26 protein-coding genes and 1 riboswitch are annotated in these 24732 nt (G+C 60.4%); of the genes, 18 read left to right on the top strand and 8 right to left on the bottom strand.

All coding sequences use genetic code 11. From position 1 onward, the window contains the following. The first annotated feature begins 140 nt into the window (after window positions 1–140). Genes modA through modC form a run of 3 tightly spaced genes read left to right on the top strand, consistent with a single transcriptional unit; the run spans window position 141 to window position 2668 of the window. Window positions 141–914 (top strand): molybdate ABC transporter substrate-binding protein, encoded by a 774-nt coding sequence (gene modA, locus AC2CGQ_RS13290; RefSeq protein WP_015377002.1) that lies wholly within the window; start codon window positions 141–143, stop codon window positions 912–914. After that, window positions 911–1600, top strand: coding sequence for a molybdate ABC transporter permease subunit (modB, locus tag AC2CGQ_RS13285; RefSeq protein WP_484593705.1), 690 nt, complete (start codon window positions 911–913; stop codon window positions 1598–1600). The genes modA and modB overlap by 4 nt, the downstream gene beginning before the upstream one ends. Continuing rightward, entirely contained in the window at window positions 1601–2668 is a 1068-nt protein-coding gene (gene modC / locus AC2CGQ_RS13280) for a molybdenum ABC transporter ATP-binding protein ModC (protein WP_004939810.1), read from the top strand. A 31-nt stretch (window positions 2669–2699) separates the two neighbouring features. Here modC and AC2CGQ_RS13275 read toward each other — a convergent pair whose 3' ends face one another. Both AC2CGQ_RS13275 and AC2CGQ_RS13270 read right to left on the bottom strand, forming a co-directional pair. Then, window positions 2700–3518 (bottom strand): pyridoxal phosphatase, encoded by an 819-nt coding sequence (locus tag AC2CGQ_RS13275; protein WP_033633884.1) that lies wholly within the window; start codon window positions 3516–3518, stop codon window positions 2700–2702. Between the two features lie 96 nt (window positions 3519–3614). Beyond that, window positions 3615–5585 carry an acyltransferase family protein gene (locus AC2CGQ_RS13270; RefSeq protein WP_166729682.1) on the bottom strand — a complete coding sequence of 657 codons (1971 nt, stop codon included), beginning with the start codon at window positions 5583–5585 and terminating at the stop codon, window positions 3615–3617. A gap of 754 nt (window positions 5586–6339) precedes the next feature. On the opposite strand from AC2CGQ_RS13270, the gene pgl reads away from it, so the two are divergent. Then, a complete protein-coding gene (gene pgl, locus AC2CGQ_RS13265) occupies window positions 6340–7335 on the top strand; it encodes a 6-phosphogluconolactonase (protein ID WP_015377007.1) in 996 nt (331 codons plus the stop codon). A gap of 64 nt (window positions 7336–7399) precedes the next feature. Here the strand turns inward: pgl and AC2CGQ_RS13260 are convergent, their stop codons facing one another. Next, window positions 7400–7882, bottom strand: coding sequence for a kinase inhibitor (locus tag AC2CGQ_RS13260; protein WP_015377008.1), 483 nt, complete (start codon window positions 7880–7882; stop codon window positions 7400–7402). Window positions 7883–7914: 32 nt separating this feature from the next. Continuing rightward, complete coding sequence (gene dmeF, locus AC2CGQ_RS13255) at window positions 7915–8883, bottom strand: CDF family Co(II)/Ni(II) efflux transporter DmeF (protein ID WP_088381340.1); 969 nt, start codon at window positions 8881–8883, stop codon at window positions 7915–7917. A gap of 78 nt (window positions 8884–8961) precedes the next feature. On the opposite strand from dmeF, the gene AC2CGQ_RS13250 reads away from it, so the two are divergent. Both AC2CGQ_RS13250 and AC2CGQ_RS13245 read left to right on the top strand, forming a co-directional pair. Continuing rightward, complete coding sequence (locus AC2CGQ_RS13250) at window positions 8962–9237, top strand: metal/formaldehyde-sensitive transcriptional repressor (RefSeq protein ID WP_004939805.1); 276 nt, start codon at window positions 8962–8964, stop codon at window positions 9235–9237. A gap of 2 nt (window positions 9238–9239) precedes the next feature. Continuing rightward, the gene (locus AC2CGQ_RS13245; RefSeq protein WP_484593704.1) at window positions 9240–9641 is read left to right on the top strand and encodes a YkvA family protein; all 402 of its coding nucleotides are present in this window, start codon (window positions 9240–9242) and stop codon (window positions 9639–9641) included. 4 nt (window positions 9642–9645) lie between these two features. Here the strand turns inward: AC2CGQ_RS13245 and bioA are convergent, their stop codons facing one another. Next, window positions 9646–10920, bottom strand: a complete 1275-nt coding sequence (bioA, locus tag AC2CGQ_RS13240; protein ID WP_484593703.1) for an adenosylmethionine--8-amino-7-oxononanoate transaminase — start codon at window positions 10918–10920, stop codon at window positions 9646–9648. 88 nt (window positions 10921–11008) lie between these two features. Here bioA and bioB point away from each other — a divergent pair, with 88 nt between their 5' ends. Genes bioB through bioD form a run of 4 tightly spaced genes read left to right on the top strand, consistent with a single transcriptional unit; the run spans window position 11009 to window position 14621 of the window. After that, window positions 11009–12046, top strand: coding sequence for a biotin synthase BioB (gene bioB, locus AC2CGQ_RS13235; protein WP_025160023.1), 1038 nt, complete (start codon window positions 11009–11011; stop codon window positions 12044–12046). Further along, window positions 12046–13197, top strand: a complete 1152-nt coding sequence (bioF, locus tag AC2CGQ_RS13230; protein WP_462199305.1) for an 8-amino-7-oxononanoate synthase — start codon at window positions 12046–12048, stop codon at window positions 13195–13197. Before bioB ends, bioF begins: the two co-directional genes overlap by 1 nt. Then, window positions 13181–13948, top strand: coding sequence for a malonyl-ACP O-methyltransferase BioC (gene bioC, locus AC2CGQ_RS13225; protein ID WP_015377013.1), 768 nt, complete (start codon window positions 13181–13183; stop codon window positions 13946–13948). Before bioF ends, bioC begins: the two co-directional genes overlap by 17 nt. Then, on the top strand, window positions 13941–14621 hold the full coding sequence (gene bioD / locus AC2CGQ_RS13220; protein ID WP_004939795.1) for a dethiobiotin synthase: 681 nt from the start codon (window positions 13941–13943) through the stop codon (window positions 14619–14621). The genes bioC and bioD overlap by 8 nt, the downstream gene beginning before the upstream one ends. A 53-nt stretch (window positions 14622–14674) precedes the next feature. Here bioD and AC2CGQ_RS13215 read toward each other — a convergent pair whose 3' ends face one another. Then, on the bottom strand, window positions 14675–16309 hold the full coding sequence (locus tag AC2CGQ_RS13215; protein WP_015377015.1) for a hypothetical protein: 1635 nt from the start codon (window positions 16307–16309) through the stop codon (window positions 14675–14677). Window positions 16310–16438: 129 nt separating this feature from the next. Further along, window positions 16439–17149 carry an ATP-binding cassette domain-containing protein gene (locus tag AC2CGQ_RS13210; RefSeq protein WP_350981073.1) on the bottom strand — a complete coding sequence of 237 codons (711 nt, stop codon included), beginning with the start codon at window positions 17147–17149 and terminating at the stop codon, window positions 16439–16441. Between the two features lie 454 nt (window positions 17150–17603). Here AC2CGQ_RS13210 and AC2CGQ_RS13205 point away from each other — a divergent pair, with 454 nt between their 5' ends. The 3 genes from AC2CGQ_RS13205 (at window position 17604) to AC2CGQ_RS13195 (ending at window position 20637) form a co-directional block, all read left to right on the top strand. Further along, complete coding sequence (locus tag AC2CGQ_RS13205) at window positions 17604–17726, top strand: hypothetical protein (protein ID WP_254901096.1); 123 nt, start codon at window positions 17604–17606, stop codon at window positions 17724–17726. 531 nt (window positions 17727–18257) lie between these two features. Beyond that, window positions 18258–20270, top strand: coding sequence for an excinuclease ABC subunit UvrB (gene uvrB / locus AC2CGQ_RS13200; RefSeq protein WP_004939786.1), 2013 nt, complete (start codon window positions 18258–18260; stop codon window positions 20268–20270). A gap of 100 nt (window positions 20271–20370) precedes the next feature. Beyond that, window positions 20371–20637 carry a VF530 family protein gene (locus tag AC2CGQ_RS13195; RefSeq protein WP_004939783.1) on the top strand — a complete coding sequence of 89 codons (267 nt, stop codon included), beginning with the start codon at window positions 20371–20373 and terminating at the stop codon, window positions 20635–20637. Window positions 20638–20643: 6 nt separating this feature from the next. On the opposite strand, the gene AC2CGQ_RS13190 is transcribed toward AC2CGQ_RS13195, so the two are convergent. Further along, complete coding sequence (locus tag AC2CGQ_RS13190; RefSeq protein ID WP_004939781.1) at window positions 20644–21561, bottom strand: gluconeogenesis factor YvcK family protein; 918 nt, start codon at window positions 21559–21561, stop codon at window positions 20644–20646. A 260-nt stretch (window positions 21562–21821) separates the two neighbouring features. After that, window positions 21822–21966: riboswitch (molybdenum cofactor riboswitch) on the top strand. Here AC2CGQ_RS13190 and moaA point away from each other — a divergent pair. The 5 genes from moaA (at window position 21953) to moaE (ending at window position 24674) form a co-directional block, all read left to right on the top strand. Next, complete coding sequence (moaA, locus tag AC2CGQ_RS13185) at window positions 21953–22939, top strand: GTP 3',8-cyclase MoaA (RefSeq protein ID WP_118892345.1); 987 nt, start codon at window positions 21953–21955, stop codon at window positions 22937–22939. It overlaps the preceding riboswitch by 14 nt. A gap of 24 nt (window positions 22940–22963) precedes the next feature. Beyond that, window positions 22964–23479: a molybdenum cofactor biosynthesis protein B gene (moaB, locus tag AC2CGQ_RS13180; RefSeq protein ID WP_015377018.1), complete on the top strand. Its 516-nt coding sequence runs from the start codon at window positions 22964–22966 to the stop codon at window positions 23477–23479. Window positions 23480–23482: 3 nt separating this feature from the next. Continuing rightward, window positions 23483–23962, top strand: coding sequence for a cyclic pyranopterin monophosphate synthase MoaC (moaC, locus tag AC2CGQ_RS13175; RefSeq protein WP_004939770.1), 480 nt, complete (start codon window positions 23483–23485; stop codon window positions 23960–23962). Further along, window positions 23959–24204 (top strand): molybdopterin synthase sulfur carrier subunit, encoded by a 246-nt coding sequence (moaD, locus tag AC2CGQ_RS13170; RefSeq protein ID WP_004939768.1) that lies wholly within the window; start codon window positions 23959–23961, stop codon window positions 24202–24204. Before moaC ends, moaD begins: the two co-directional genes overlap by 4 nt. Before the next feature lie 2 nt (window positions 24205–24206). Beyond that, window positions 24207–24674, top strand: a complete 468-nt coding sequence (moaE, locus tag AC2CGQ_RS13165) for a molybdopterin synthase catalytic subunit MoaE (RefSeq protein ID WP_004939764.1) — start codon at window positions 24207–24209, stop codon at window positions 24672–24674. Window positions 24675–24732: the final 58 nt, after the last annotated feature.

Below are 24732 nucleotides of genomic sequence, written 5' to 3'. Positions count from 1 at the left end.
CCCGCCGGTATTCCCCGGCGGGCATTCCTCAAGTTATCTCACGCTTTGCCGATAAACCGCATGACAAGCTTTCGCGCAACGTTATATTATTTTTTATATAACGAAGAGTGATAATGCACGTTAACTTGCGGAGAAAAACAATGAAACAGCAATGGACCAAATGGGTTGGCGGGATCGTTCTGGCATCGGGCCTGGTGGCTCAGGCTTCGGCGGCGGAAAAGATCACCGTGTTCGCTGCCGCGTCGCTGACCAACGCGCTGCAGGACATCGCCACCCAATATCAAAAAGGCAAGGACGTGCAGGTGGTTTCCTCCTTTGCGTCGTCCTCGACGCTGGCGCGCCAAATTGAGCAGGGCGCTCCGGCCGATCTGTTTATCTCCGCCGATCAGCAGTGGATGGATTACGCCATCGACAAGCAGCAGATGGTGAAAGACACCCGTTACACGCTGCTGGGCAACGAACTGGTGCTGATCGCCGCCAAGAGCGATAAGCAAGACAAGATCGCCATCGACAAGCAGACCGACTGGGCCAAGCTGCTCAACGGCGGCCGCCTGGCGGTGGGCGATCCGGATCATGTGCCGGCCGGCATCTACGCTAAGGAAGCGCTGGAACACCTGGGCGCCTGGAGCGCATTGGAGCCGAAACTGGCACGCGCCAACAATGTGCGCAGCGCCATGGCGCTGGTGGAGCGCGGTGAAGCGCCGCTCGGCATCGTCTACGGCTCCGACGCGGTCGCCAGCGACAAGGTGAAAGTGGTGGGCGTGTTCCCGGAAGACAGCCACAAACCGGTTGAATATCCGATGGCGATGGTGAAAGATCGTCAAAATCCGACGGTCAGCGCTTTCTATACCTATCTGAAGAGCCCGGAAGCGGCCGCTATTTTCGAACATTATGGATTCACCCCGCGTAAATGATTCTGAGTGAGTACGAGTGGCAGGCGGTTGAGCTGAGCCTGAAAGTCTCCGGTTTGGCGGTGGTCTGCAGCCTGCCGTTCGGCATTCTGATGGCCTGGGTGCTGGTGCGTTGCCGCTTCCCCGGCAAGGCGCTGCTGGACGGCGTCATTCACCTGCCGCTGGTGCTGCCGCCGGTGGTGGTCGGCTATTTGCTGCTGATCGCCATGGGGCGGCGCGGCGTTATCGGCGAGTGGCTGTACGACTGGTTTGGTTTCAGCTTCAGTTTCAGCTGGCGCGGCGCCGCGCTGGCATCGGCAGTGGTGGCGTTTCCACTGATGGTGCGCGCCATCCGGCTGGCGCTGGAGGCGGTGGATACCCGGCTGGAGCAGGCGGCGCGCACGCTGGGCGCCAATCCGTGGCGGGTGTTTTTCACCATCACGCTGCCGCTGTCGCTGCCCGGCGTCATTGTCGGCGTGGTGCTGGCCTTCGCCCGTTCGCTGGGGGAGTTTGGCGCCACCATCACCTTCGTCTCCAACATTCCCGGTGAAACCCGCACCATTCCGCTGGCGATGTATACGCTGATTGAAACGCCGGGGGCGGAGGCCGCTGCCGCGCGTCTGTGCGTGATCGCCATCGTGCTGTCGCTGGCTTCGCTGATGGTGTCCGAATGGCTGGCCCGCTGGAGCCGCAAACGGATGGGGGTGTAAATGCTGGAGCTGGATTTCTCGCAGCAGCTGGGCGACCTCAATCTCAACGTCCGCGCCGATTTGCCGGCGCAGGGCATCACCGCGATTTTCGGCCTGTCCGGCGCGGGCAAAACCTCCCTGATCAACGCCATCGGCGGCCTGACCCGTTTGCAGCAGGGGCGTATCGCGCTCAATGGCCGTACGCTGGTGGATACCGCCTCCGGCCTCTGCCTGCCGCCGGAAAAGCGCCGTATCGGCTATGTGTTTCAGGATGCGCGGCTGTTCCCGCACTACCGGGTGCGCGGCAACCTGCAGTACGGCATGGCGGCCGGCATGCGCGCGCAGTTCAATACCATCGTCGAGCTGCTGGGCATCGGGCCGCTGTTGAACCGGCTGCCGCTGACGCTCTCCGGCGGTGAAAAACAGCGGGTGGCGATCGGCCGCGCGCTGCTGACCGCGCCGGAACTGCTGCTGATGGATGAACCGCTGGCTTCGCTCGATCTGCCGCGCAAACGCGAGCTGCTGCCGTATCTGGAGCGGTTGGCGCAGGACGTGAACATCCCCATCCTTTACGTCAGCCACAGCCTGGACGAGATCCTGCGCCTGGCCGAGCAGGTGATGGTGCTGGATCGCGGTGAAGTGCGCGCGTTCGGCGGGCTGGAAGAAGTCTGGGCCAGCAGCGCGCTGCGGCCGTGGCTGCAGCGTGAAGATCAGAGCAGCGTGCTGCGCGTCAGCGTGATTGAGCATCATCAACGTTATGCCATGACGGCGCTGGCGCTTGGCGATCAAAGGCTGTGGGTCAGCGGCATCGACGCTGAATTGGGCACCCAACTGCGCATCCGCATCAACGCCGCCGACGTCTCGCTGGTGCTGCAGCCGCCGGTCAACAGCAGTATTCGCAACGTCTTGCCGGCCAAGGTGAGCGAGTGTCTGGACGTGGACGGGCAGGTGGAAGTGAAACTGGCGGTCGGCGAACACGTGCTGTGGGCGCGCATTACGCCATGGGCGCGCGATGAACTGGCGATCCGCCCCGGGCAGTGGCTGTATGCGCAGGTGAAGAGCGTGTCTATCAGCCGCGAGAGCCGCTAAGGCAGGCCCTCCCGGCGGGAGGGCGAAAAGATTACAGCACGCGGGTGCGGATCACCTCGGCGATGCCCGGCTGCAGGTTATCGGCGATCACCAGATCGGCGCGTTCCTTGATGGCGTCATCGGCATTGCCCATCGCCACGCCCAACCCGACCGCTTCCAGCATGCTGATGTCGTTGTAGTTGTCGCCGAACGCCACCACCTGATCCATGCTCAACCCCTGCGACTCTACCCATTGACGCAGGCGTTTGCCTTTGCTGTTGCCGCCTTTGGCGATATCCACCTGATCGTGCCAGGACCATTCGCACGCCAGCCCCAGCTCTTTTTCCACCGTGTCGGCAAACTCGCGCAGCGCCGGAATATCGGCGTGCGAGGTGGCGAATTTCCAGATCGCCTGCGCGTCGTCGGCCGCCTGCGTCAGGCTGCCGACCTGCAGCAGCGTCGGGCGCTGCGCCGCCGGCAAAGTTTCGGCCCAGGCCAGCGAGCGAATCACGTGGCCGCTCGGCTCCTGATACAGCATGGCGTCGTCAACGTACATCAGCCCGTGAATGTCGGTCTGTTTGAGCATCTGCAGCACCTGCTTGGCCTGATCTTTCGCCAAGGGATCGGCGGCCAGCACCTTTTTCTGCTGAAAATCATACAGGTAGGTGCCGTTGCAGCAGATGGCCGGGGTATCTATCTGCAGCGCCTGGTAAAACGGATGGATGGCGACGTGGTGGCGGCCGGTGACCACCACCACCTGGACGCCGGCGGCGCGCGCCTGCGCCAGCGCTTCCAGCGACTGCGGTAAGATGCGTTTTTGGTTGTCCAACAGGGTGCCGTCAAGATCGAGGGCGATGACGCGGTAGCTCATAGGGTTCTCGTTATCGTTAGCCATAAAATTAATCCGATGGTACCTCTTCGCCCTGATGCAAACAATTCGGCCTGCCTGCTATCGCCGACCGATGACTTATTTGGACGCTGATGAGAACAGAGTTTTGAACATCGGTACCAGAAGTTTGTTGCCATATTCGCTAAGATGGTTATCGTCAAAATAGATGGGCCGCCCATTGTGAGTTCCCGCGCACTTGCCGTCTTCGCACAGGTAAGGAAGCGGATCCAAAATTTTTACGCCACATTTTTTCGCCGCTTCATCTTGAGCTTGCCAGACAAAAGCATGACGTTGTCGGTAATCTGTTTCGGAGATGGATATGTCGGGCTCTGAACCGCCAAAACTCAGCAGGCGCGACAGTGTTTTTGGCACATTGACGAGCATTTCCGGCACCGGACGCACAACATAAATTTGCCGTTCTGTAGCCATTTCACACAGAGTGTCGACGAGTGAAGTTTTGAACTCGGACAAAAATCCCGGCTCAGGGGTACGATATACCTTCGAAAAATACACCGATGGTTGGTTCTGCTTCGCGCCCGCAATTTGCTGGCCGAAGGCGTAAGCACTGGTTCGGTTAATCACGACTGCGGGGATATTGTTGTCCAGCGTGGATAGTTTTTCTTTTATCCACTGATTGAATGCGCTGCACTGAATATTATCGTCAAGCGCGCCGGGAACAACGTTGGCTCCGAAGAGCGTTGGGCAGCCTGCATAAGTGAGATTGAGAAGCCCATCAGTTTGATTTGGCAGGGCGGACTCGACTGCAGAGATCATCGCATCGCCGTGGCTATCGCCAACGATGATAACCCGAATATTTTCGCCTCCATAGATACAGGATGGCGAGCTGAAGCCGGACTTGGCGAAGCATTCATCTCTGTTGGCGAGCATGTTGGTACTTTCGTTGGCGATCAGATCGATTTGCTGCGGTAACCTGCCGGAGAAATTAACGGTAAACAGTGTGACACACAGCGCAGCAACCAGCATGGTAGCGATTCCGATTGTACACACTGATTGACGCGTTGTTTGCCTTGAAAGCCACTTGCGGACAGGGGTTTCTATAAGACGAAGCGACAACTCGCCAAGCAACACGCTGGCCAGTAATCCCGCAACTACCCATTTCATCTCGGATTGAGCATTGGTGTAGACAAGCAGCACCACAATCGGCCAATGCCAAAGGTAAATAGAGTAGGATGAAACACCCAGACGTGCAGCGACGGGGTTTGAGGTCAAGGGGGAATCCTGGCGGCCGGCGGCAAGCACCAACATGGCGCCGATAACCGGCAACAGGGCGTTGTAACCGGGCCAGGGTTTACTGGCATCACATCCCACGATGGCTATCGCGATGCATAGCATCCCAAGCCATTCCGTATAAATACGTCTTTTTCCGCTGAGCGTTCGGTTTTGCGTTAACCGCCAGACGATTCCTCCGGCAAGCATTTCCCAGGCTCGGGTTGGGATAAGAAAAAAACCGGCGGAGGGCGCGAGGGAAGACATGATGATTGATAAGCCAAAGGAGACCGCGCCGGCTAAAATGATGAAGCGCATGAAGCCGTTTTTGCCCCCCAATCGCCATATCAACATAAGGGCCAGCGGCAGGATAATATAGAACTGCCATTCTACGGATAACGACCAAGTATGCAGCAGCCATTTTTCATGGGATACGCTGTCAAAATAGCCGGCTTCTTTCCAAAACTTCACGTTAGACAGGAAGAGTATGGCGGTAAAGGCATGTTTTGCCAGTTGACTGTAATCCAGCGTTGGTAACCAGAACCATCCCAGGCACAGTAAGGTCGAACAGAGCGCAAGTAGGGCGGGAATGATGCGACGGGCTCGAGCCAGGTAAAAGCGCCAAAGTGAAAAACGATCTTGTTCCAGGCCGGTAATGATGATCTGCATCATCAGGAAACCGGATATGACGAAGAAAACATCTACGCCGACAAAGCCGCCGGCAAAACCCGGGATGCCGAAATGAAAAAGTACGACAGCGATCACTGCCCAGGCTCTAAGCCCGTTGATGTCATGTCTGAAATTCTGTGAAGAAGAAAGCATATCTATTACTCAGTAAATGTATTTTGGGTTTTTTATAGTCATCCATAAGGAGTGCGGGCACGCTTTTCCATGGTGTTATTGCAATCGCGATTGAAGTTTTTATTCATTCCTCTTAATTATTTTTCATTTGTATTTATGTAATCAGTCAAATTAATTCATTAGGTGAATTATTAAAGGGGCACGCCACTGGCATAGGAGGCATGCCAAACTCGACATAACTGCTATGTCCAGCGAGTCATGGGCGTGTCTGTGTCGACCTTGGGCGGCAATATGTTATGTATAGATTAATTGATATTTTTTATATTATTAATATATCTATATCTATATCTATATCTATATCTATATCTATATCTATATCTATATCTATATCTATATCTATTATGATTTGTTTCTTGTTATTTATATTAATTATGTTTTTAGTGACGCCAGGTGGTTATGTATATTGCTAATGTAAAGGTGACTAACCGTGCGGCGGCAAATTCTATTTTAAATTTTGAGCAGGCCTTTTAATTTATCAATAATTCGTGAGTCTGTCTTCCATTCTCTATGACTGCTCGTTTCCGATAAGAAAATCGCAGCAGACGCTAGGATGATGGCTTTTGGCATTTTGAACGTAGATGTTGTCTGGGGGGAAAGTATGTGGCTTGGGGATTTAAGCGTAATGCGGTAGTGCCATGTGACGGATGTGCGGTAAGCTAGGGACAAGCGAACGGCCTGAAACCGGTTCCTCTTTTACCCTTTGCAAGGAGAACACATGAAGCAAATCGTTTATGTCGCCAGCCCGGAGAGCCAGCAGATCCACGTCTGGCAGTTGGACGACGCCGGCGCGCTGGCGCTGCTGCAAACCGTTGACGTGCCGGGCCAGGTGCAGCCGATGACCCTTCATCCGGACAAGACTCACCTGTACGTCGGCGTGCGTCCGGCGTTCGGTATCGTCAGCTACCGCATCGAGGCGGATGGCACGTTGCAGCAGGCCGGCATGGCGCCGCTGCCGGGCAGCCCGACCCATATCTCGACCGATTTGCAGGGGCGTTACCTGTTCTCCGCCTCCTACAGCGGCAACTGCGCCAGCATCAGCCCGATCGGCCACGACGGCGTGGTCACGGCGCCGATCCAACAGATCGACGGCCTGAACGCGCCGCACTCGGCGAACATCGATCCGACCAACCAGCTGGTGCTGGTGCCGTGTCTGAAAGAAGACCGCATCCGTCTGTTTAACCTGAGCCTGGCGGGCCAGCTGACGCCGCACGCGCAGGACGCGGTGGATATCGCCGCCGGCGCCGGCCCGCGCCATATGGCGTTCCACCACAACGACAAGTTCGCCTACTGCGTCAATGAGCTGAACGGCACGGTAGACGTGCTGGCCATTTCGGAAAACGGCGGCAAATACAGCGTGACGCAAACGCTGGACATCATGCCGAGCGATTTCGACGGCACCCGCTGGGCGGCGGACATTCATATCACGCCGAACGGCCGCTTCCTGTATACCAGCGATCGCACCGCCAGCATTCTGACCCTCTTCAGCGTTTCCGAAGACGGCGGCACGCTGAGCGTGGCCGGCTATTATCCGACCGAAACGCAGCCGCGCGGTTTCAATATCGATCACAGCGGCCGCTTCGTGATTTCGTCCGGCCAGAAGTCCGATCACATCGCGGTGCATGAAATTGACCAGAGCAGCGGCGAGCTGACCATGCTGGCGCGTTATCCGGTGGGCAAGGGCCCGATGTGGGTGAGCGTGCTGGCGAAGTAATTCGTCAGCCAGACTCGAGTGGAAAGCGCGGTGCGGTTGACCGCGCTTTTTTATTGGCGGGGGATCAGTTGAACATCACCGTCAGCGTGGCGCTGCCGAGACTGTGGAAATGGACGTTGAAGCCCACCAGCGCGCCGCTGGAACCCTCATCCACGTCAATGCGCTCCACGTCCAACGCATGCACGGTGAACTGATAGCGGTGGCTTTCGCCATTCGGCGGCGCGGCGCCGCCGTAACCGGCCGAGCCGAAGTCGGTGCGGGTTTGCAGCGCGGCGCTCGGCAGCGGCGCTTTGCCGGAGCCTGCGCCCTGCGGCAGCTCACGCACGTCGGCCGGAATATTGGCCACCACCCAGTGCCACCAGCCGGAGCCGGTAGGGGCATCGGGATCGTACAGGGTGACGACAAAGCTCTTGGTGCCCTCGGGCACGCCGTCCCAGGCCAGGTGGGGCGACAGGTTATCGCCGTGGTAGCCCATGCCGTTGAAGACCTGCGTCTGCGGCATTGTGCCGCCGTCCTGCAGATCGTTGCTGTACAAACGAAAAGCCATAATGACTCCCAGTTGCGATAAAAGCAGAGCCTTTAAGCTAGATCTTTTTGGTGGAACAATACAACCCCTTGTGCCAGCGGCGGGCGGTTGATCTCGACGGTAACATGCACCAGTTCGGGATGAACTGCCAACAGTTGGCGCACCCGGTCGGCGGTGAGGGCGCGATCGGCGCTGCTCAGGGCGAGGACGCAATGATATTTTCCTTTACCGATGCGGCCCAAATGCAAATCGGTCAGCGTGAGTGGGTGGCCGGAGGTGGCCAGGGTCTGACGTATCTCTTGCGCCACGGGGGCGTCCATTTCGGCATCCAGCAAAATCTTCCCGCTATCGCGCATCAGGCTATAGGCCCAGGCGGCCACCATCATCGCGCCGACGATGCCCATCAACGGATCGAGCCAGGCGGCGCCCCAAAGCTTGCCGCCGAACAGCGCGACGAGGGCCAACACCGAGGTGGCGGCGTCGGCGATGACGTGGATATAGGCGGAGCGCAGGTTGAGGTCATGATGATGGTCATCGTGGTGATCCTCGTGGTGGTGATGGTGGCCGCCGCCGCGCAACAGCCAGGCGCAAAGCAGATTGACGGCCAGACCGATCGTACCGATGGCGATGGCTTCGTTGTAATGAATCGGGCTGGGATTCAGCAGCCGCTGCGCTGACTGAAACAGCATCAGCGCTGCCACCAGCACCAACAACACCGCGCTGGTGTAACCGGCCAGCACTTCTATCTTCCAGGTGCCGAGGCTGAAGCGGCGATCCTTGGCCAACCGGCGTGCGGCGCCGTAAGCCAGCAGCGACAGGCCCAGGGCCAGTGCATGCGAGCTCATGTGCCAGCCGTCGGCCAACAATGCCATCGAGTTAAACAACCAGCCCCCGGCTATCTCGATGACCATCATACTGGCGGTGAGTATCACCGCCCATCTGGTGTTTCTTTCGGCCAATGGGTTACCATCGTCAAAAACGTGGCTGTGCTCGCGGTGCAAAGCGGGCGCGTGAGACGTCATGGTGAAGTTCCTCAGCAAAAGGTAGTGCGCTGAAATATACTATACCCCAGTATAGTAAATAACAATCAGGCGGAAATAATGAGCCATACCCTCAGAGATCAAAAGAAGTTGTTGGCGCGGGTGCGCCGCATTAAAGGGCAGGCCGAAGCGCTGGAGCGCGCGCTGGAGAGCGGCGGCGAATGTTCTGCTGTGCTTCAGCAGATCGCGGCGGTGCGCGGCGCGGTCAACGGTTTAATGGCGCAGGTGCTGGAAGGGCATGTGCGCGAACATCTGGCTGCCGCAGACGCTACGCCGCAGCAGCGCGAGCAGGACATCGAGCAATTGATGACCGTTTTACGTTCTTATATGAAGTAATCATGATTTCACTGAAAAAACGCACGCCGTGGTTCGGCTGGCTGCGCCGTTGGGCCAAAGGCATCAAGCGCGATATCTACGCGCTGTGGCTGGCCGCCCGTGATAAGCGCACCCCGTGGTACGCCAAGCTGATCGCGCTGCTGGTGGCCGGCTATGCGATCTCGCCAATCGATTTGATCCCGGATTTCATTCCAGTGCTGGGCTATCTGGACGATGTGATTATCGTGCCGTTGGGCATCATGCTGGCGGTGCGCCTGATCCCCAAACCGCTGATGGCCGAGCTGCGCGAGAAGGCGCAACAGCGCGTCGACAGCCCCACCGGCCGCATGGCGGCGGCGATGATCATTTTACTCTGGCTGCTGTGTCTGGGATTGCTGGCCCGCTATCTGGACCAGCATTGGTAAGGCATTAACGCGCGGCGGCGGCCACGGCGGCGGTCAGGCGGCTGAGCTGTTCCGCTTCGATGATGTAAGGCGGCATCAGGTAAATCAGTTTGCCGAACGGCCGGATCCACACCCCGCGCTCGACGAACCCGCGCTGCAGCTCGGCGACATCCACCGGTTCGCGCATCTCCATCACCCCAATCGCCCCCAGCACCCGCACGTCCGCCACCTTCGGCAGCGCCGCCAACGGCAGCAGTTCTTGCTTCAGCTGGGCTTCGATGGCGCTCACCTGCGCCTGCCAGCGATTTTCCGCCAGCAGCGCCAGGCTGGCGTCCGCTACCGCGCAGGCTAGCGGGTTGCCCATAAAGGTCGGCCCGTGCATAAAGCAGCCGGCTGCGCCGTTGCTGATGGTCTCCGCCACGTGGCGGGTGGTCAGGGTGGCGGACAGGGTCATGTAACCGCCGGTCAGCGCCTTGCCCAGACAGAGAATGTCCGGCACTACCTGCGCGTGTTCGCAGGCGAACAGCTTGCCGGTGCGGCCGAAGCCGGTGGCGATCTCGTCGGCGATCAGCAGCACCTGATGGCGGTCGCACAGCTCGCGCACCCGCTTGAGGTAGGTTGGGTGGTAGATGCGCATGCCGCCGGCGCCTTGCACCACCGGTTCCAGGATCACCGCCGCCACTTCACCGGCGTGCTGCTCCAGCAGCGCGGCGAACGGCGCAATGTCCTCTTCGCGCCATTCCTCGTCGAAGCGGCACTGCGGCGCGGTGGCGAACAGATGCGGCGCCAGATAGCCCTGATAGAGGCTGTGCATCGAGTTGTCCGGATCGCAGACCGACATCGCGCCGAAGGTATCGCCGTGATAGCCATGGCGCAGCGTCAGGATGCGCTGCCGGCGCTCGCCGCGCGCCTGCCAGTACTGCAGCGCCATCTTCAGCGACACTTCCACCGCCACCGAACCGGAATCTGCCAGGAACACGCACTGCAGCGCTTCCGGCGTCATCTCCACCAGCCGACGGCACAGCGAGATGGCGGCCGGATGGGTGATGCCGCCGAACATCACGTGCGACATCTTCTCCAACTGCTGGCTGGCGGCCTGATTCAGACTCGGATGGTTGTAACCGTGGATCGCCGCCCACCAGGAGGACATGCCGTCCACCAGGCGCCGGCCATCCGCCAGCTGCAGCTCGACGCCGCTGGCCGACTCGATCGGGTAACAGGGTAACGGGCGGCTCATGGAGGTGTAGGGGTGCCAGATATGACGTTGGTCAAACGCCAGGTCGGAAGCGGTGACAGACATACTTGTAAACCAAATTGAATTAAGATTGGTTGACAGTATATCCACAATATTTAAACTGGCGACACTTTTTCGTTTTGGAGACGCCATGATGGCCGACCGCATTCACTGGACAGTAGGGCAAGCCCAGGCCCTGTTTGATAAACCGCTGCTGGAACTGCTGTTCGAAGCGCAAACCGTACACCGTCAGCACTTCGACCCGCGTCAGGTGCAGGTCAGCACGCTGCTCTCGATCAAGACCGGCGCTTGCCCGGAAGACTGCAAATACTGCCCGCAAAGCTCGCGCTACAAGACCGGCCTGGAGTCGGAGCGGTTGATGCAGGTCGAGCAGGTGCTGGAATCGGCGCGCAAGGCCAAGGCGAACGGCTCGACCCGTTTTTGCATGGGCGCGGCGTGGAAGAACCCGCACGAGCGCGATATGCCTTATCTGCAGCAGATGGTGCAGGGCGTAAAAGCGATGGGCATGGAAACCTGCATGACGCTGGGCACGCTTGACGGTACTCAGGCCGAGCGGCTGGCGGAAGCCGGGCTGGATTATTACAACCATAACCTCGATACCTCGCCGGAGTTCTACGGCAGCATCATCACCACCCGCAGCTACCAGGAACGTTTAGATACGCTCGACAAGGTGCGCGACGCCGGCATCAAAGTGTGCTCCGGCGGCATCGTCGGGCTGGGTGAAACGGTGCGCGACCGCGCCGGGCTGCTGGTGCAGCTAGCCAACCTGCCGAAACCGCCGGAGAGCGTGCCGATCAACATGTTGGTGAAGGTGAAAGGCACGCCGCTGGCGGATAACGATGACGTCGATCCGTTTGATTTCATCCGCACTATCGCGGTGGCGCGCATCATGATGCCGGCCTCTTATGTCCGTCTCTCTGCCGGCCGTGAACAGATGAACGAACAGACGCAGGCGATGTGCTTCATGGCCGGCGCCAACTCCATCTTCTACGGCTGCAAGCTGCTGACCACGCCGAATCCGGAAGAAGATAAGGATCTGCAGCTGTTCCGCAAGCTGGGATTGAACCCGCAGCAGACCGCCACCGAACACGGCGACAACCAGCAACAGCAGGTGCTGGCCAAGCAACTGCTGAACGCCGATACCGCCGAGTTTTACAACGCGGCGCCGTGATGAGCTGGCCACAACGCATCGAGCAGGCGCTGGCGGAACGGCGCCTCAACGCCGCCTACCGTCGCCGACAGGCCACCGAGGGCGGCAACGGCCGCCAGATCCGGCTTGGCGATCGTCTCTACCTGAATTTCTCCGGCAATGACTATCTGGGGCTGAGCCAGGATGCGCGGGTGATCGCCGCCTGGCAGCAGGGCGCGCAGCGTTACGGCGTCGGCAGCGGCGGTTCGGGCCACGTCACCGGCTTTAGCGCGGCGCATCAGGCGCTGGAAGAGCAGCTGGCGGCGTGGCTCGGCTATCCGCGCGCGCTGCTGTTCATCTCCGGTTACGCCGCCAACCAGGCGGTGCTGGCGGCGCTGATGCAGAAGGGCGATCGCATTTTGGCCGATCGCCTCAGCCATGCCTCGCTGCTGGAGGCGGCGGCTCAGTCGCCGGCCGAGCTGCGCCGCTTCCAGCACAATCAGCCGCAGGCGCTGGCGGATCTGCTGGCCAAACCCTGCGACGGGCAGCGGCTGGCGGTGACCGAAGGGGTGTTCAGCATGGACGGCGACGGCGCACCGTTGGCGGAGCTGCATCGCCTAACCCGCGCGGCGGGCGCCTGGCTGATGGTGGACGATGCCCACGGCGTCGGCGTGCGCGGCGAGCAAGGCCGCGGCAGCTGCTGGCAGCAGGGCGTGCGTCCTGAACTGCTGGTGGCGACCTTCGGCAAGGCGTTCGGCGTCAGCGGCGCGGCAGTGCTGTGCGATGAGGCGACCGCCGAGTATCTGCTGCAGTTCGCTCGCCATCTGATCTACAGCACCGCGATGCCGCCGGCGCAGGCCTGCGCGTTGCAGGCGGCGCTGGCCTGCATTCGAGAGAGTGATGAACTGCGCGCCCGGCTGCAGGATAACATCCGGCGTTTCCGCCAGGGCGCGGCGCCGCTGGCGCTGACCCTGACGGATTCCGACACCGCCATCCAGCCGCTGCTGGTGGGGGACAATCAGCGTGCGCTCGATCTGGCGACCCGTCTGCGCGATCGCGGCCTGTGGGTGAGCGCCATCCGTCCACCGACGGTACCGCCGGGCGGCGCGCGGCTGCGCATTACCCTGACGGCGGCGCACCAGCCGCAGGATATCGATCGCCTGCTGGAGGTATTGCATGACGTCAGCCAATGACACAGTGAACAAACAGGCGGTCGCCTCGGCCTTCAGCCGCGCGGCCGGCAGCTACGACGCCGCCGCCGCGCTGCAGCGTGACGTTGGCGAGCGCTTACTGGGGATGGGGAGTTCCCACCCGGGCGAACGGCTGCTGGATGCCGGCTGCGGCACCGGCTATTTCAGCCGTCTGTGGCGCGAGCGCGGCAAGCAGGTGACGGCGCTCGATCTGGCGCCGGGGATGTTGGCATTCGCCCGCCAGCAACAGGCGGCGCACCATTATCTGCTGGGCGATATCGAGCAGGTGCCGTTGCCCGACGCGGCGATGGACATCTGTTTCAGCAGCCTGGTGGTGCAGTGGTGCAGCGATCTGCCCGCCGCGTTGGCGGAGCTGTATCGCGTCACCCGGCCCGGCGGCGTGATCCTGTTCTCCACGCTGGCGGCGGGCTCGCTGCAGGAATTGGGGGACGCCTGGCAACAGGTGGACGGCGAACGTCACGTGAACGCCTTCCTGCCGCTGGCGCAGATCCGCGCCGCCTGCGCCGACTATCGACACGAGCTGGTGACGGAGCTGCGCACCCTGAATTACCCGGACGTGATGACGCTGATGCGTTCGCTCAAGGGCATCGGGGCGACGCATCTGCACCAGGGACGCGAGGGAGGCCTGATGTCGCGCGGCCGCCTCGCCGCGCTGCAGGCGGCTTACCCGTGCCGGCAGGGGCAGTTCCCGCTCAGCTATCATCTGGCTTATGGAGTGATTTATCGTGATTAAACGTTGGTTCGTGACCGGCACCGACACCGAGGTCGGGAAAACTGTCGCCAGCAGCGCCTTGCTGCAGGCCGCCAATCTGGCGGGCTACCGCAGCGCCGGCTATAAGCCGGTGGCTTCCGGCAGCGAGATGACCGCCGAGGGGCTGCGCAACGGCGACGCGCTGGCGCTGCAGGCCAACAGCGGCGTGGCGCTGGGGTACGACGAAGTGAACCCTTACGTTTTTGCCGAACCGACTTCGCCGCATATCGTTAGCGCCGATGAAGGCCGGCCGATAGATGCAGCGCGGCTGTCCGACGGCCTGCGACGGCTGGAACAGCGCGCCGACTGGGTATTGGTCGAGGGCGCCGGCGGGTGGTTTACTCCGCTGTCGGCGCAGTACACCTTCGCCGACTGGGTGCAGCAGGAGCAACTGCCGGTGATCCTGGTGGTGGGCATCAAACTGGGCTGCATCAACCATGCGGTGTTGACGGCGCAGGCGGTGCAACAGGCGGGGCTGACGCTGGCCGGTTGGATCGCCAACGACGTGGCGCCGCCGGGGCGGCGGCATCAGGAATACCTGGCCACGCTGCGCCGCATGCTGCCGGCGCCGCTGCTGGGCGAAATCCCGCACCTGCCGCAGGCCGAACGAGCGCCGTTGGGGCAATATCTGGATATCAGCCTGCTGGCGCAGTGAGAGGTTCTGGCTGATGAATCATAACGCCGGGTCTTATGACCCGGCGTTGGCTTTTACATGGCGGTAATACAGGCGTTATCGAGATAAAGCACGCCATTTTTCGCCAGGGCAAACAGGTTGAACGTCAGGATGACATGGGTCGCCCAGACCGGGACTTTTCGTCGATTGGCGTTGAAACGATATTCGGTGTACTCGGCGTAAGCATCGGCTTTCAAGGCGGCGTCCCAGGCTGCCGGCGCGGCTTTGGCTACGAGCGAGACGCCGTTGTCCGCATGTTCCTGGATACAGGCATATTGCAGCGTCGCGAACAGATTGCCGGTACCGCCGTTGACCGTTTTCAGGGTAAAACAGGCGCCCAACTGCTCATATTGCGCGGCGGGCACGATCACTCTCACCCCTGCGTTGGTATTGGCGTTGCCCAACTTGGTCACTTTCAGGGCATTACTGCCGTTGACGCCCGCGCCGGCTTCGATACTGATAGTCACTGCGTCTGAGGTAAAGGGCTCGCTGATCGTGCCGCCTGTTACTTCCCAGCCAAACGGCTTAGCGGAAAAGGCGAACTCACCGTCTTTTAACTTGTTATTCACGGCGCCGACCAGCGTCTGGATCCCGGCGCCACCCCCACCGCCATCCAGTCGGCTATTGACGATGACAAAGTCGCCGGTACCGCTGAAATAGCGGCCGCTGGCGGTTCTTACGCCATAGAACTTCACGCTGTCGACGATAATCCCGCTACTGCCGGCCTCGGCGTAAAACAGCGACGCTTGCGCCAGTCGGCCGCCGGCGACGATGATTTCGCCGCCGTGAATCAACAGCGATGCATTTTGATTGGCGCTGCAACGGAAGGGAATTTCCGTAAGCGGACTATTACCGTTGTTGAATTCCATATGGCAGCCATGCAATTCAATGCTACCGGCCTCAACGTCGGCGATCGAGCCGGCATAGTCGATCGAAGTGCCGAACAGGCGGAAGGCGCCGTTGGGGTTAGCGTTGCGAACGGCCAACCCCTGGGAATTGCCGAGGGTGCCACCGAAGAAGTTGATGCCTTCGCCGAAGTTTTGGGCGCCGCTGTTCGTTGAAGGCATATGCAGGCACTCAAAACAGCGAATGACTTCACAGGCGTAGTGGTGGGCGATATAGGCATTGGTGCCGTAGTACAGGCCGTAGTAGAAGCCGGAAATATAGACGTTATTGACGGAAAAGTTGCCCAGCGGGCCTTCAGGCGAATCGAAACGGACGCCGTCGATATAGGTGTATTCGATCGTCGTTTCATCTTTGCTGTTGTTAATCTTGGCGCCGATGCCCTTTACGGTGAAATCTTTCATGATAGGTGCCGGGCGAATAGGAACGTTGTTATCCAGCGCGCCGCTGCTGGTATAGCAGCGCAGGAAATAGTTATGGTCGCTTTCCGTGCCGTTGGGGATCTCGGTAGTGATGTTGACGCCGTTGCCGTCGATATAGACGAACCCGACATTGATATCGGTTTTAGGCGCCGACCAAAGGGCAAAAGGCGCGGCGAATCTGACAATCGCAGGGCGTTTTAACGTTTTGATGATAAAGTCTTGTGCGCCGACCAGTTCGTCGCGCGAACTGACGTAAATGCCTTCAATATTAAGACGTTCCTGCAGATTCCAGTTTTTGTTGCGCAAATCCGCGTATTGAATAAATGCCGCGTTGTTGTCTGTCATGCTTACATCCCTCGATATTATGGTGTCGGTGTGACCCCTATCGAGTATGAAAAGACGGCGGGCCCGTGCCTATTGGGCGCAGACCGGCCGTGGCTGATACAACAGCAACCTAATCGCTAACCCGACCACTCACTCCGCCAGCCCGGCGCCGATCAGCGCCTCATCCAACTGCGTCAGCGCGCCGTGCGCCACGGTGCGCCCGCTATCGAGCAGACAAAAGCGGTCCGCCACCCGGCGCACGAACGGCAACTGATGCTCTACCAGCAAAATGGTCATGCCCAATTCATAGTTGAGCCTGCGGATCACGTTGCCGATGTCGGCGGCGATCGACGGCGGCACGCCCGCCGTGGGTTCGTCGAGGATCAGCAGCGCCGGTTCCTGCGCCAGCGCACGACCGATCGCCAACTGGCGTTGGGCGCCTGCGCACAGATCGCCGGCGCGGCGGGTACGCATCTGGCGCAAATTGGGAAACAGGCTGTAGATTAGCGGCGGAATGCGGCGAGGGGCGCCGCGCACGGCCATCTGCGCCACCTGCAGATTCTCTTCCACGCTCAGCTGCGAGAAGAGTTGCCGCCCTTGCGGGACGTGGCTGATGCCGAGTGCGGCGCGGCGCTCCATCGGTTGCAGCAGCAGGTTTTGCGGCGGCTGATCTGCCGGCTGCCAGGTCATGCTGCCGCTCACTACCGGCAAATGCCCCATGATGCAGTTGACCAGCGTGGTCTTGCCCACGCCGTTGCGCCCGAGCAGCACGGTGCACTGGCCGCGCGGCAGCTCCAGGTTGATGTCCCACAGGGTGTGGTTTTGACCGTAGAATTGATTGACCGATCTCAGGCTCAGCATTTGGCATTCTCCTCATAGACGCTCGTTTCACTCGTTGGCGGGGGACAGCAAAGGCCGCATGCGCGGCGAATTTCCCGAGTGTGGCAATGTCTGGAACAAGATGCCGTCCGTCCGATGAGCCAGAGCAAGGTCTGCGGTGGACGGAATGACAGTCAATATGTCGTTAAAAACGACGCTTGTGACGACTTGGTGTCGTTCTTGCGCTTTTACTGGCGATAGCACCGCGAGGGGTACACGCTGCGGCTGGCAGCGCATCACGCCGCCGCACCGCATTGATACGCAGGAAGATAAAGCAACTCCCAGGCCAATTTTGTCGCCGGGTGAAAACGGGAGGTTGTTATCGCCTTGTTAACCGCTAATCAGGCCTGACGCGCTCTGCCGCGGCGGCCTGAAAATACGCCGGGAAGTTAACCCGGACGTTTTTTGCACTCTTGTGGTGCTCTGCGGTGAGGGCATGGTGCAAGGCATTGCGCCGCCGTCAAGCGCGATCCGCGAGAAAGGGGGCAATGCGATTTTAGCAATGGGGATTTTTAGTATTAATCGGCATAAACAAAGCGATATTTTTATGAAAAAATAACTAAAAAAGCCATTTTGGCGAGTGTAAAGGGCGAAAAGCTTTCTTTCTGTAACTCCCGCCCCGGGCGGGGCGGTGAGAGTTATCCACTATTCCTGTGGATAACCTTGTGCATTAGATTTAGAAAAACGCTGTAAAGCGAGAGCGGACGCGGGTTCTGTTCGCTTTGCCCGCATTCTCGTCTTTTTATTAAAAATGTTATATATCAATAGATTAATTAAAATCAAGACACAGGGGTATTGATCAGGTCTCTATGTATGATTTTTCGACGCGGTGCTATCAATAAGTTAATTTTCGGCAAGTTCTGGGGATAAATCTGTTATTGACAATAAAAATGTCACCCGGCTGTAACCTCACGGTGCAACGGCATCGCCGCCGTGCCGGGCGCAGCGACGAATCCGCTTGAAGCTGGTTTTATATCCAGTATCATGGGCACTGGCGCAAATCGCCGACACTTTCCATAATTAGGGGCCATGTCCGGCGCAGAGCCGGCTGGCCGCCTGAGCGCGCGCATCTCCACAGGGTAGCCGAGCAATGAGTAAACTTTTCAAACTGCATTCCGAGTTCAAACCGGCCGGCGATCAGCCGGAAGCCATCCGCAAGCTGGAAGAGGGGCTGGAAGACGGCCTGGCGCACCAGACGCTGCTGGGGGTCACCGGTTCGGGCAAGACATTCACCATCGCCAACGTGATAGCCGATCTGAATCGGCCGACCATGGTGCTGGCGCCGAACAAGACGCTGGCGGCGCAGCTGTACGGCGAGATGAAAGCGTTTTTCCCGGAGAATGCGGTGGAATACTTCGTCTCCTACTACGACTACTACCAGCCGGAAGCCTACGTGCCCAGCTCCGACACCTTCATTGAAAAAGACGCTTCGGTGAACGAGCACATCGAGCAGATGCGTCTTTCCGCCACCAAGGCGTTGCTGGAGCGGCGCGACGTGGTGGTGGTGGCGTCGGTATCGGCGATCTACGGCCTGGGCGATCCGGATCTTTACCTGAAGATGATGCTGCACCTGACCCAGGGGATGATCATCGATCAGCGCTCCATTTTGCGCCGCCTGGCGGAGCTGCAGTATTCCCGCAACGATCAGGCTTTCCAGCGCGCCACCTTCCGCGTGCGCGGCGAGGTGATCGACATCTTCCCGGCGGAATCGGACGAGCTGGCGCTGCGCGTCGAGCTGTTCGACGAAGAAGTGGAACGGCTGTCGCTGTTCGATCCGCTGACCGGGCAGATTGAGCAGGTGGTGCCGCGTTTTACCATTTACCCGAAGTCGCACTATGTGACGCCGCGCGAGCGGATCATGCAAGCGATGGAAGAGATCAAGGTCGATCTGGCGGACCGCCGCAAGGTGCTGTTGGCCAACAACAAGCTGCTGGAAGAGCAACGCCTGACGCAGCGCACCCAGTTCGATCTGGAGATGATGAACGAGCTGGGCTACTGCTCGGGCATCGAAAACTACTCGCGCTACCTTTCCGGGCGTGCCGAGGGCGAGCCGCCGCCGACGCTGTTCGACTACCTGCCGGCGGACGGCCTGCTGGTGGTCGACGAATCCCACGTCACCATTCCGCAGATCGGCGCGATGTTCAAAGGCGACCGCGCGCGCAAGGAAACGCTGGTGGAGTACGGCTTCCGTCTGCCGTCGGCGCTGGACAACCGCCCGCTGCGCTTCGAGGAGTTCGAGGCGCTGGCGCCGCAGACCATCTATGTTTCCGCCACGCCGGGCAAATATGAGCTGGAGAAATCCGGCGGCGATCTGATCGATCAGGTGGTGAGGCCAACCGGGCTGCTGGATCCGATCGTGGAAGTGCGGCCGGTCGCTACTCAGGTGGACGATCTGCTCTCCGAGATCCGCAAGCGCGCGGCGATCAACGAGCGCGTGCTGGTGACCACCCTGACCAAACGCATGGCGGAAGACCTGACCGAATACCTGGAAGAGCATGGCGAGCGCGTGCGCTACCTGCACTCGGATATCGATACCGTGGAGCGGGTCGAAATCATCCGTGACCTGCGTCTGGGCGAGTTTGACGTGCTGGTGGGCATCAACCTGCTGCGTGAGGGCCTCGACATGCCTGAGGTGTCGCTGGTGGCGATTCTGGACGCCGACAAGGAAGGCTTCCTGCGTTCCGAGCGTTCACTGATCCAGACCATCGGCCGCGCGGCGCGTAACCTGAACGGCAAGGCGATCCTGTATGGCGATCGCATCACCGATTCGATGGCCAAGGCGATCGGTGAAACCGAGCGGCGCCGCGCCAAGCAGCAGGCCTATAACGAAGCCAACGGCATCGTGCCGCAGGGGCTGAACAAGAAGATCGGCGATATTCTGCAGATCGGCCAGCCGGTCAACCGCGCCAAGGGGAAAGGCAGGAGCAAGGCGGCGGACGGTGGCGCTCAGTTGCAGAACCTCACGCCGAAAGCGCTGGATCAGAAAATCCGCGATCTGGAGGCGCAGATGTACACCCATGCGCAGAACCTGGAGTTCGAGCAGGCGGCTGCGCTGCGCGACGAAATCCACCAGCTGCGCGAGCAGTTCATCGCGATTTCCTGACCGTTGGACGGCGCCCGCGCTGTGGGCGTCAAAATTCCTTGTCGGCCGCGTCAAAGCTGTTATGGTGTGCGGCCCGATTTGACCACGAAGAGTACCGAACATGAGCCAACACCAGTCTAAAGACCCGCTGCACGGCGTGACGCTGGAGCAACTGCTGAATAAACTGGTGGATCACTACGGTTGGTCCGAACTGGGCGCGCGCATTCGCATCAACTGTTTCCGCAGCGATCCGAGCATCAAGTCCAGTCTGAAGTTTTTGCGTCGCACGCCCTGGGCGCGCAAAGAGGTGGAAGATCTGTATATCGATATGGTCAGCCATCCCGCCCCGGCCAGCGATAACCCCTGGCTGCGCGGGCGCGACGGCTAAATTCGGTCAGCGGCGGGCAGCCAGCTCCACCAGCGCGTGATCCAGCGCCTGGCGCAGCAGCTGGCGATCGTGGCGGTAGGGGATGTCGCTCGCTTCCAGCGGCTGTTGAATCACCACCCGATCCTGCACTTCACTGGTGTCCACCGCCGGGCCGACAATCAGCGCATCGATCATCCGGCGGCCGATCTTCTCTTCCATCAGCGTTAGCTTATCCTTTAACGACAGTGCCGCGGCGGCCACGCTCAGTTCGCGGCCGAGGTTGCCGATATAGATCATGCTGGCGCTGCTGCGGCGCAGCGCCTGGGTGAGATCGTCCAGCAGCAGCAGCGGCATCAGGCTGGTGAGGAAACTGCCCGGCCCGATCAGGATCACGTCGGCTTGCGCGATGGCGTCCAGCGCTTCGCGCGTGGCGTTGACCGGGGGCGACAGCATCAGCTCCTGCGGCATAAGAGTCAGTTGGTCAACATTCACTTCACCGTAAACATGGTTGCCTTCGTGATCGTGCGCCATCAAATCCACCGGCTGCTCCGACATCGGGATCAGCGCCGCGTCCACCTTCAGCAGGCTGCGCACCAGGTTGATCGCTTCCAGCGGGCGCACGCTCAGGTGATCCAGCGCTTTCAACATCAGGTTGCCCAGGTTATGGCCGGCCAGTTCGCCGTTGCCGCTGAAGCGGTATTCGAACATCGCCGAGGCGACGCTCGGCTCGGTGATCAGCTGGTTGAGGCAGTTGCGGGTATCGCCCCAGGCAATGCCGCCTTCCGAACGGCGGATGCGGCCGGTGGAACCGCCGTTGTCGGTGGTGGTGACGATGCCGGTCAGGCGGGAGCCTAAGGACGACAAGGCCGACATCACACGGCCCAGACCGTGTCCGCCGCCCAACGCCACCACGCGGTCGAGATCGGCCAGGGTACGATTACGCATAAATTTCCTTACAAAGGGGCTGAACTGCCCGCATAAGGTAGCGGATCCGGCATAAAAACGCGATAAAGAGTGTCATTTGCGTGATTCTGGTCAATTCGTCCACGCAAGCGATGTTTATCATGGTTTACCCGAATAGACGGCGTCTAAAAACGCTGTATAGACAATTATATAGCGAATTAACGCGTTGGCTATCGTTGCCGATTAGCGCTAGAATTCTGCTGAAAACCACGGTTTCATTCCGGCTACTCAAGGTAGCGGGAAGAGAAATCAAACTCCTAGCCCCTGCGCCTACGTTGTTCATCCGGAACGATATGGCGCCTGGGCCGTGGCGAAGTCAGCCACCAGGGTGCAGAGGGGAAACGCTCGCATCTCCCGACTTTGGAAAGGTGTTATGGTACCGCAACTCATTGATGCTTATGAGCGCAAGTTCTATTACCTGCGCTTGTCGATCACCGACGTGTGTAACTTTCGTTGCACCTATTGTCTGCCCGATGGCTACAAGCCGAGCGGCAGCCCGAAAAGCTTCCTGTCGCTGGATGAAATCCGCCGCGTCAGCCGCGCGTTCGCCGAACTGGGCACCGAAAAGGTGCGCCTGACCGGCGGCGAGCCTTCGCTGCGCCGTGATTTTACCGAGATCATCGCCGCCGTGCGGGAAAACCCGGCCATCCGCACGCTGGCGGTCACCACCAACGGCTACCGTCTGGCGCGCGACGTCGCCGCCTGGCGTGACGCCGGTTTGACGGCGATCAACGTCAGCATCGACAGCCTGGATCCCCGTCAGTTTCACGCCATCACCGGTCAGGACAAGTTCCGCCAGGTGATGGACGGCATCGATGCCGCCTTCAGCGCCGGTTTCAGCAAGGTCAAGGTCAACGCCGTGCTGATGCGCGACGTCAATCACCAGCAGCTCGGCGCCTTTCTCGCCTGGATCAAGGATCGGCCGATCCAGCTGCGTTTTATCGAACTGATGGAAACCGGCGAGGGCGGCGAGCTGTTTCGCAAACACCACGTTTCCGGCGAAGTGATTCGCCGACAGCTGGAACAGCAGGGCTGGCAGCGCCAGGCGCGCGGCCGCAGCGACGGCCCGGCGCAGGTGTTCAGCCACCCGGACTACCAGGGTGAGGTGGGTCTTATCATGCCGTATGAAAAAGACTTCTGCGCCAGCTGCAACCGGCTGCGCGTTTCTTCCATCGGTAATCTGCACCTGTGCCTGTTCGGCGAGCAGGGGGTGCCCCTGCGCGATCTGCTGGCGGACGACGGCCAGCTCGATGCGCTGAAGGCGCGCATCCAGCGCGGGCTGCTGAGCAAGAAGCAGACCCATTTCCTGCATCAGGGCAACAGCGGGATCACCCAGAACCTGTCGTTTATCGGCGGCTGACAGCCAATAGGAGCTTATTGAACCATGAGCCATGCGAGCAGCGAGTTTATTGCGGCGCATATCGCCATCCTGACCGTGTCCGACAGCCGCGGCGCGGCGGAAGACACCTCCGGCCAATATCTGCAGGACGCGGCGCAGGAAGCCGGCCATCAGGTGGTGGATCGCGCCATCGTCAAAGATGACATTTACCAGATCCGCGCACGGGTTTCCGCGTGGATCGCCGATGACAACGTGCAGGCGGTGCTGATCACCGGCGGCACCGGTTTTACCGCGCGCGACAACACGCCGGAAGCGCTGTTGCCGCTGTTCGACAGAGAGGTGGAAGGGTTCGGCGAACTGTTCCGCATGGTGTCGTACGAAGAGATCGGCACCGCGACGATCCAGTCGCGCGCGCTGGCCGGCCTGGCCAACCGCACGGTGATTTTCGCCATGCCGGGTTCCACCCGCGCCTGCCGCACCGCCTGGGAGCGGATTATCGAAGAGCAGTTGGACGCGCGCCATCGGCCGTGCAACTTCCAGCCCCATTTAAAGAAGCCCTGAGTCATGACACAGCTAACCCACATTAACGCCGCCGGCGAAGCCCATATGGTCGACGTTTCCGCCAAGGCCGAAACGGTGCGCGAGGCGCGCGCCGAAGCCTTCGTCGAGATGCTGCCCGCCACGCTGGCGATGATCGTCGACGGCAGCCATCACAAGGGCGACGTGTTCGCCACGGCGCGCATCGCCGGCATTCAGGCGGCCAAACGCACCTGGGAGCTGATCCCGCTGTGCCACCCGCTGATGCTGAGCAAAGTCGAAGTGCAGCTGGAGGCGCAAACGGAGCACAGCCGGGTACGCATCGAAACCTGCTGCCGGCTGACCGGCAAAACCGGCGTCGAGATGGAGGCGCTGACCGCCGCCTCGGTGGCGGCATTGACCATCTATGACATGTGCAAAGCGGTACAGAAAGACATGGTGATCGGCCCGGTGCGCCTGCTGGCGAAAAGCGGCGGCAAATCCGGCGATTTTAAGGTGAACGCATGATCGATATTCTTTTCTTCGCGCAGGTGCGCGAACTGGTGGGTACCGGCGCGCTGTCGATGCCGGCGGATTACCCGACCGTCGAGGCGCTGCGCCAGGCGCTGTGCGCGCGCGGCGATCGCTGGGCGCTGGCGCTGGAGTCCGGCAAACTGCTGGCGGCGGTCAATCAGTCGCTGGTGGCGGCGGATCATCCGCTGCGCGCCGGCGATGAGGTGGCCTTCTTCCCGCCGGTCACCGGGGGGTAAGCATGGAAAACACCCGCATTCGCGTGGGCGAAGCGCCGTTCAACGTCGGCGACGAGTATCAGTGGCTGGCGCAGTGCGACGCCGACGGCGCGGTGGTGACCTTCACCGGCAAGGTGCGCAACCATAACCTTGGGGACGACGTCAGCGCGCTGACGCTGGAACACTACCCCGGCATGACCGAGAAGGCGCTGGCGGAGATCGTGGCCGAGGCGCGCAGCCGCTGGCCGCTGCAGCGCGTGACGGTGATCCACCGCGTTGGCGCGCTGTATCCCGGCGACGAGATCGTGTTCGTTGGCGTGACCGGCGCGCACCGCAGCATGGCGTTCGCCGCCAGCGAGTTCATCATGGACTACCTGAAGACCCGCGCGCCGTTCTGGAAGCGCGAAGCGACCGGCCAGGGCGATCGTTGGGTGGACGCTCGCGACAGCGATCGCGAGGCCGCGCAGCGCTGGCACGACGCGGCTAAATAACGCGTCAACAGCGGAAACAAATCAAGACCTTTGCCGCTTTCGCGCGGCCTATTCTGTG

It is taken from the genome of Serratia sp. DFXYC6, assembly GCF_057196085.1.
This window is presented reverse-complemented; position numbering and strand designations above follow the sequence as displayed.

Excerpts from the sequence above, each read along its gene's own strand:
- AC2CGQ_RS13270 (WP_166729682.1), bottom strand. The coding sequence starts at position 5,585 with ATGCTTTCTTCTTCACAGAATTTCAGACATGACATCAACGGGCTTAGA.
- pgl (WP_015377007.1), top strand. The coding sequence starts at position 6,340 with ATGAAGCAAATCGTTTATGTCGCCAGCCCGGAGAGCCAGCAGATCCAC.
- moaA (WP_118892345.1), top strand. The coding sequence starts at position 21,953 with ATGGTACCGCAACTCATTGATGCTTATGAGCGCAAGTTCTATTACCTG.
- moaD (WP_004939768.1), top strand. The coding sequence starts at position 23,959 with ATGATCGATATTCTTTTCTTCGCGCAGGTGCGCGAACTGGTGGGTACC.
- AC2CGQ_RS13260 (WP_015377008.1), bottom strand. The coding sequence starts at position 7,882 with ATGGCTTTTCGTTTGTACAGCAACGATCTGCAGGACGGCGGCACAATG.
- AC2CGQ_RS13215 (WP_015377015.1), bottom strand. The coding sequence starts at position 16,309 with ATGACAGACAACAACGCGGCATTTATTCAATACGCGGATTTGCGCAAC.
- moaE (WP_004939764.1), top strand. The coding sequence starts at position 24,207 with ATGGAAAACACCCGCATTCGCGTGGGCGAAGCGCCGTTCAACGTCGGC.
- AC2CGQ_RS13195 (WP_004939783.1), top strand. The coding sequence starts at position 20,371 with ATGAGCCAACACCAGTCTAAAGACCCGCTGCACGGCGTGACGCTGGAG.
- bioC (WP_015377013.1), top strand. The coding sequence starts at position 13,181 with ATGACGTCAGCCAATGACACAGTGAACAAACAGGCGGTCGCCTCGGCC.
- modA (WP_015377002.1), top strand. The coding sequence starts at position 141 with ATGAAACAGCAATGGACCAAATGGGTTGGCGGGATCGTTCTGGCATCG.
- modB (WP_484593705.1), top strand. The coding sequence starts at position 911 with ATGATTCTGAGTGAGTACGAGTGGCAGGCGGTTGAGCTGAGCCTGAAA.
- AC2CGQ_RS13275 (WP_033633884.1), bottom strand. The coding sequence starts at position 3,518 with ATGAGCTACCGCGTCATCGCCCTCGATCTTGACGGCACCCTGTTGGAC.
- uvrB (WP_004939786.1), top strand. The coding sequence starts at position 18,258 with ATGAGTAAACTTTTCAAACTGCATTCCGAGTTCAAACCGGCCGGCGAT.
- moaB (WP_015377018.1), top strand. The coding sequence starts at position 22,964 with ATGAGCCATGCGAGCAGCGAGTTTATTGCGGCGCATATCGCCATCCTG.
- bioB (WP_025160023.1), top strand. The coding sequence starts at position 11,009 with ATGGCCGACCGCATTCACTGGACAGTAGGGCAAGCCCAGGCCCTGTTT.
- modC (WP_004939810.1), top strand. The coding sequence starts at position 1,601 with ATGCTGGAGCTGGATTTCTCGCAGCAGCTGGGCGACCTCAATCTCAAC.
- AC2CGQ_RS13190 (WP_004939781.1), bottom strand. The coding sequence starts at position 21,561 with ATGCGTAATCGTACCCTGGCCGATCTCGACCGCGTGGTGGCGTTGGGC.
- dmeF (WP_088381340.1), bottom strand. The coding sequence starts at position 8,883 with ATGACGTCTCACGCGCCCGCTTTGCACCGCGAGCACAGCCACGTTTTT.
- bioF (WP_462199305.1), top strand. The coding sequence starts at position 12,046 with ATGAGCTGGCCACAACGCATCGAGCAGGCGCTGGCGGAACGGCGCCTC.
- AC2CGQ_RS13205 (WP_254901096.1), top strand. The coding sequence starts at position 17,604 with ATGGTGCAAGGCATTGCGCCGCCGTCAAGCGCGATCCGCGAGAAAGGG.
- moaC (WP_004939770.1), top strand. The coding sequence starts at position 23,483 with ATGACACAGCTAACCCACATTAACGCCGCCGGCGAAGCCCATATGGTC.
- AC2CGQ_RS13250 (WP_004939805.1), top strand. The coding sequence starts at position 8,962 with ATGAGCCATACCCTCAGAGATCAAAAGAAGTTGTTGGCGCGGGTGCGC.
- AC2CGQ_RS13210 (WP_350981073.1), bottom strand. The coding sequence starts at position 17,149 with ATGCTGAGCCTGAGATCGGTCAATCAATTCTACGGTCAAAACCACACC.
- AC2CGQ_RS13245 (WP_484593704.1), top strand. The coding sequence starts at position 9,240 with ATGATTTCACTGAAAAAACGCACGCCGTGGTTCGGCTGGCTGCGCCGT.
- bioA (WP_484593703.1), bottom strand. The coding sequence starts at position 10,920 with ATGTCTGTCACCGCTTCCGACCTGGCGTTTGACCAACGTCATATCTGG.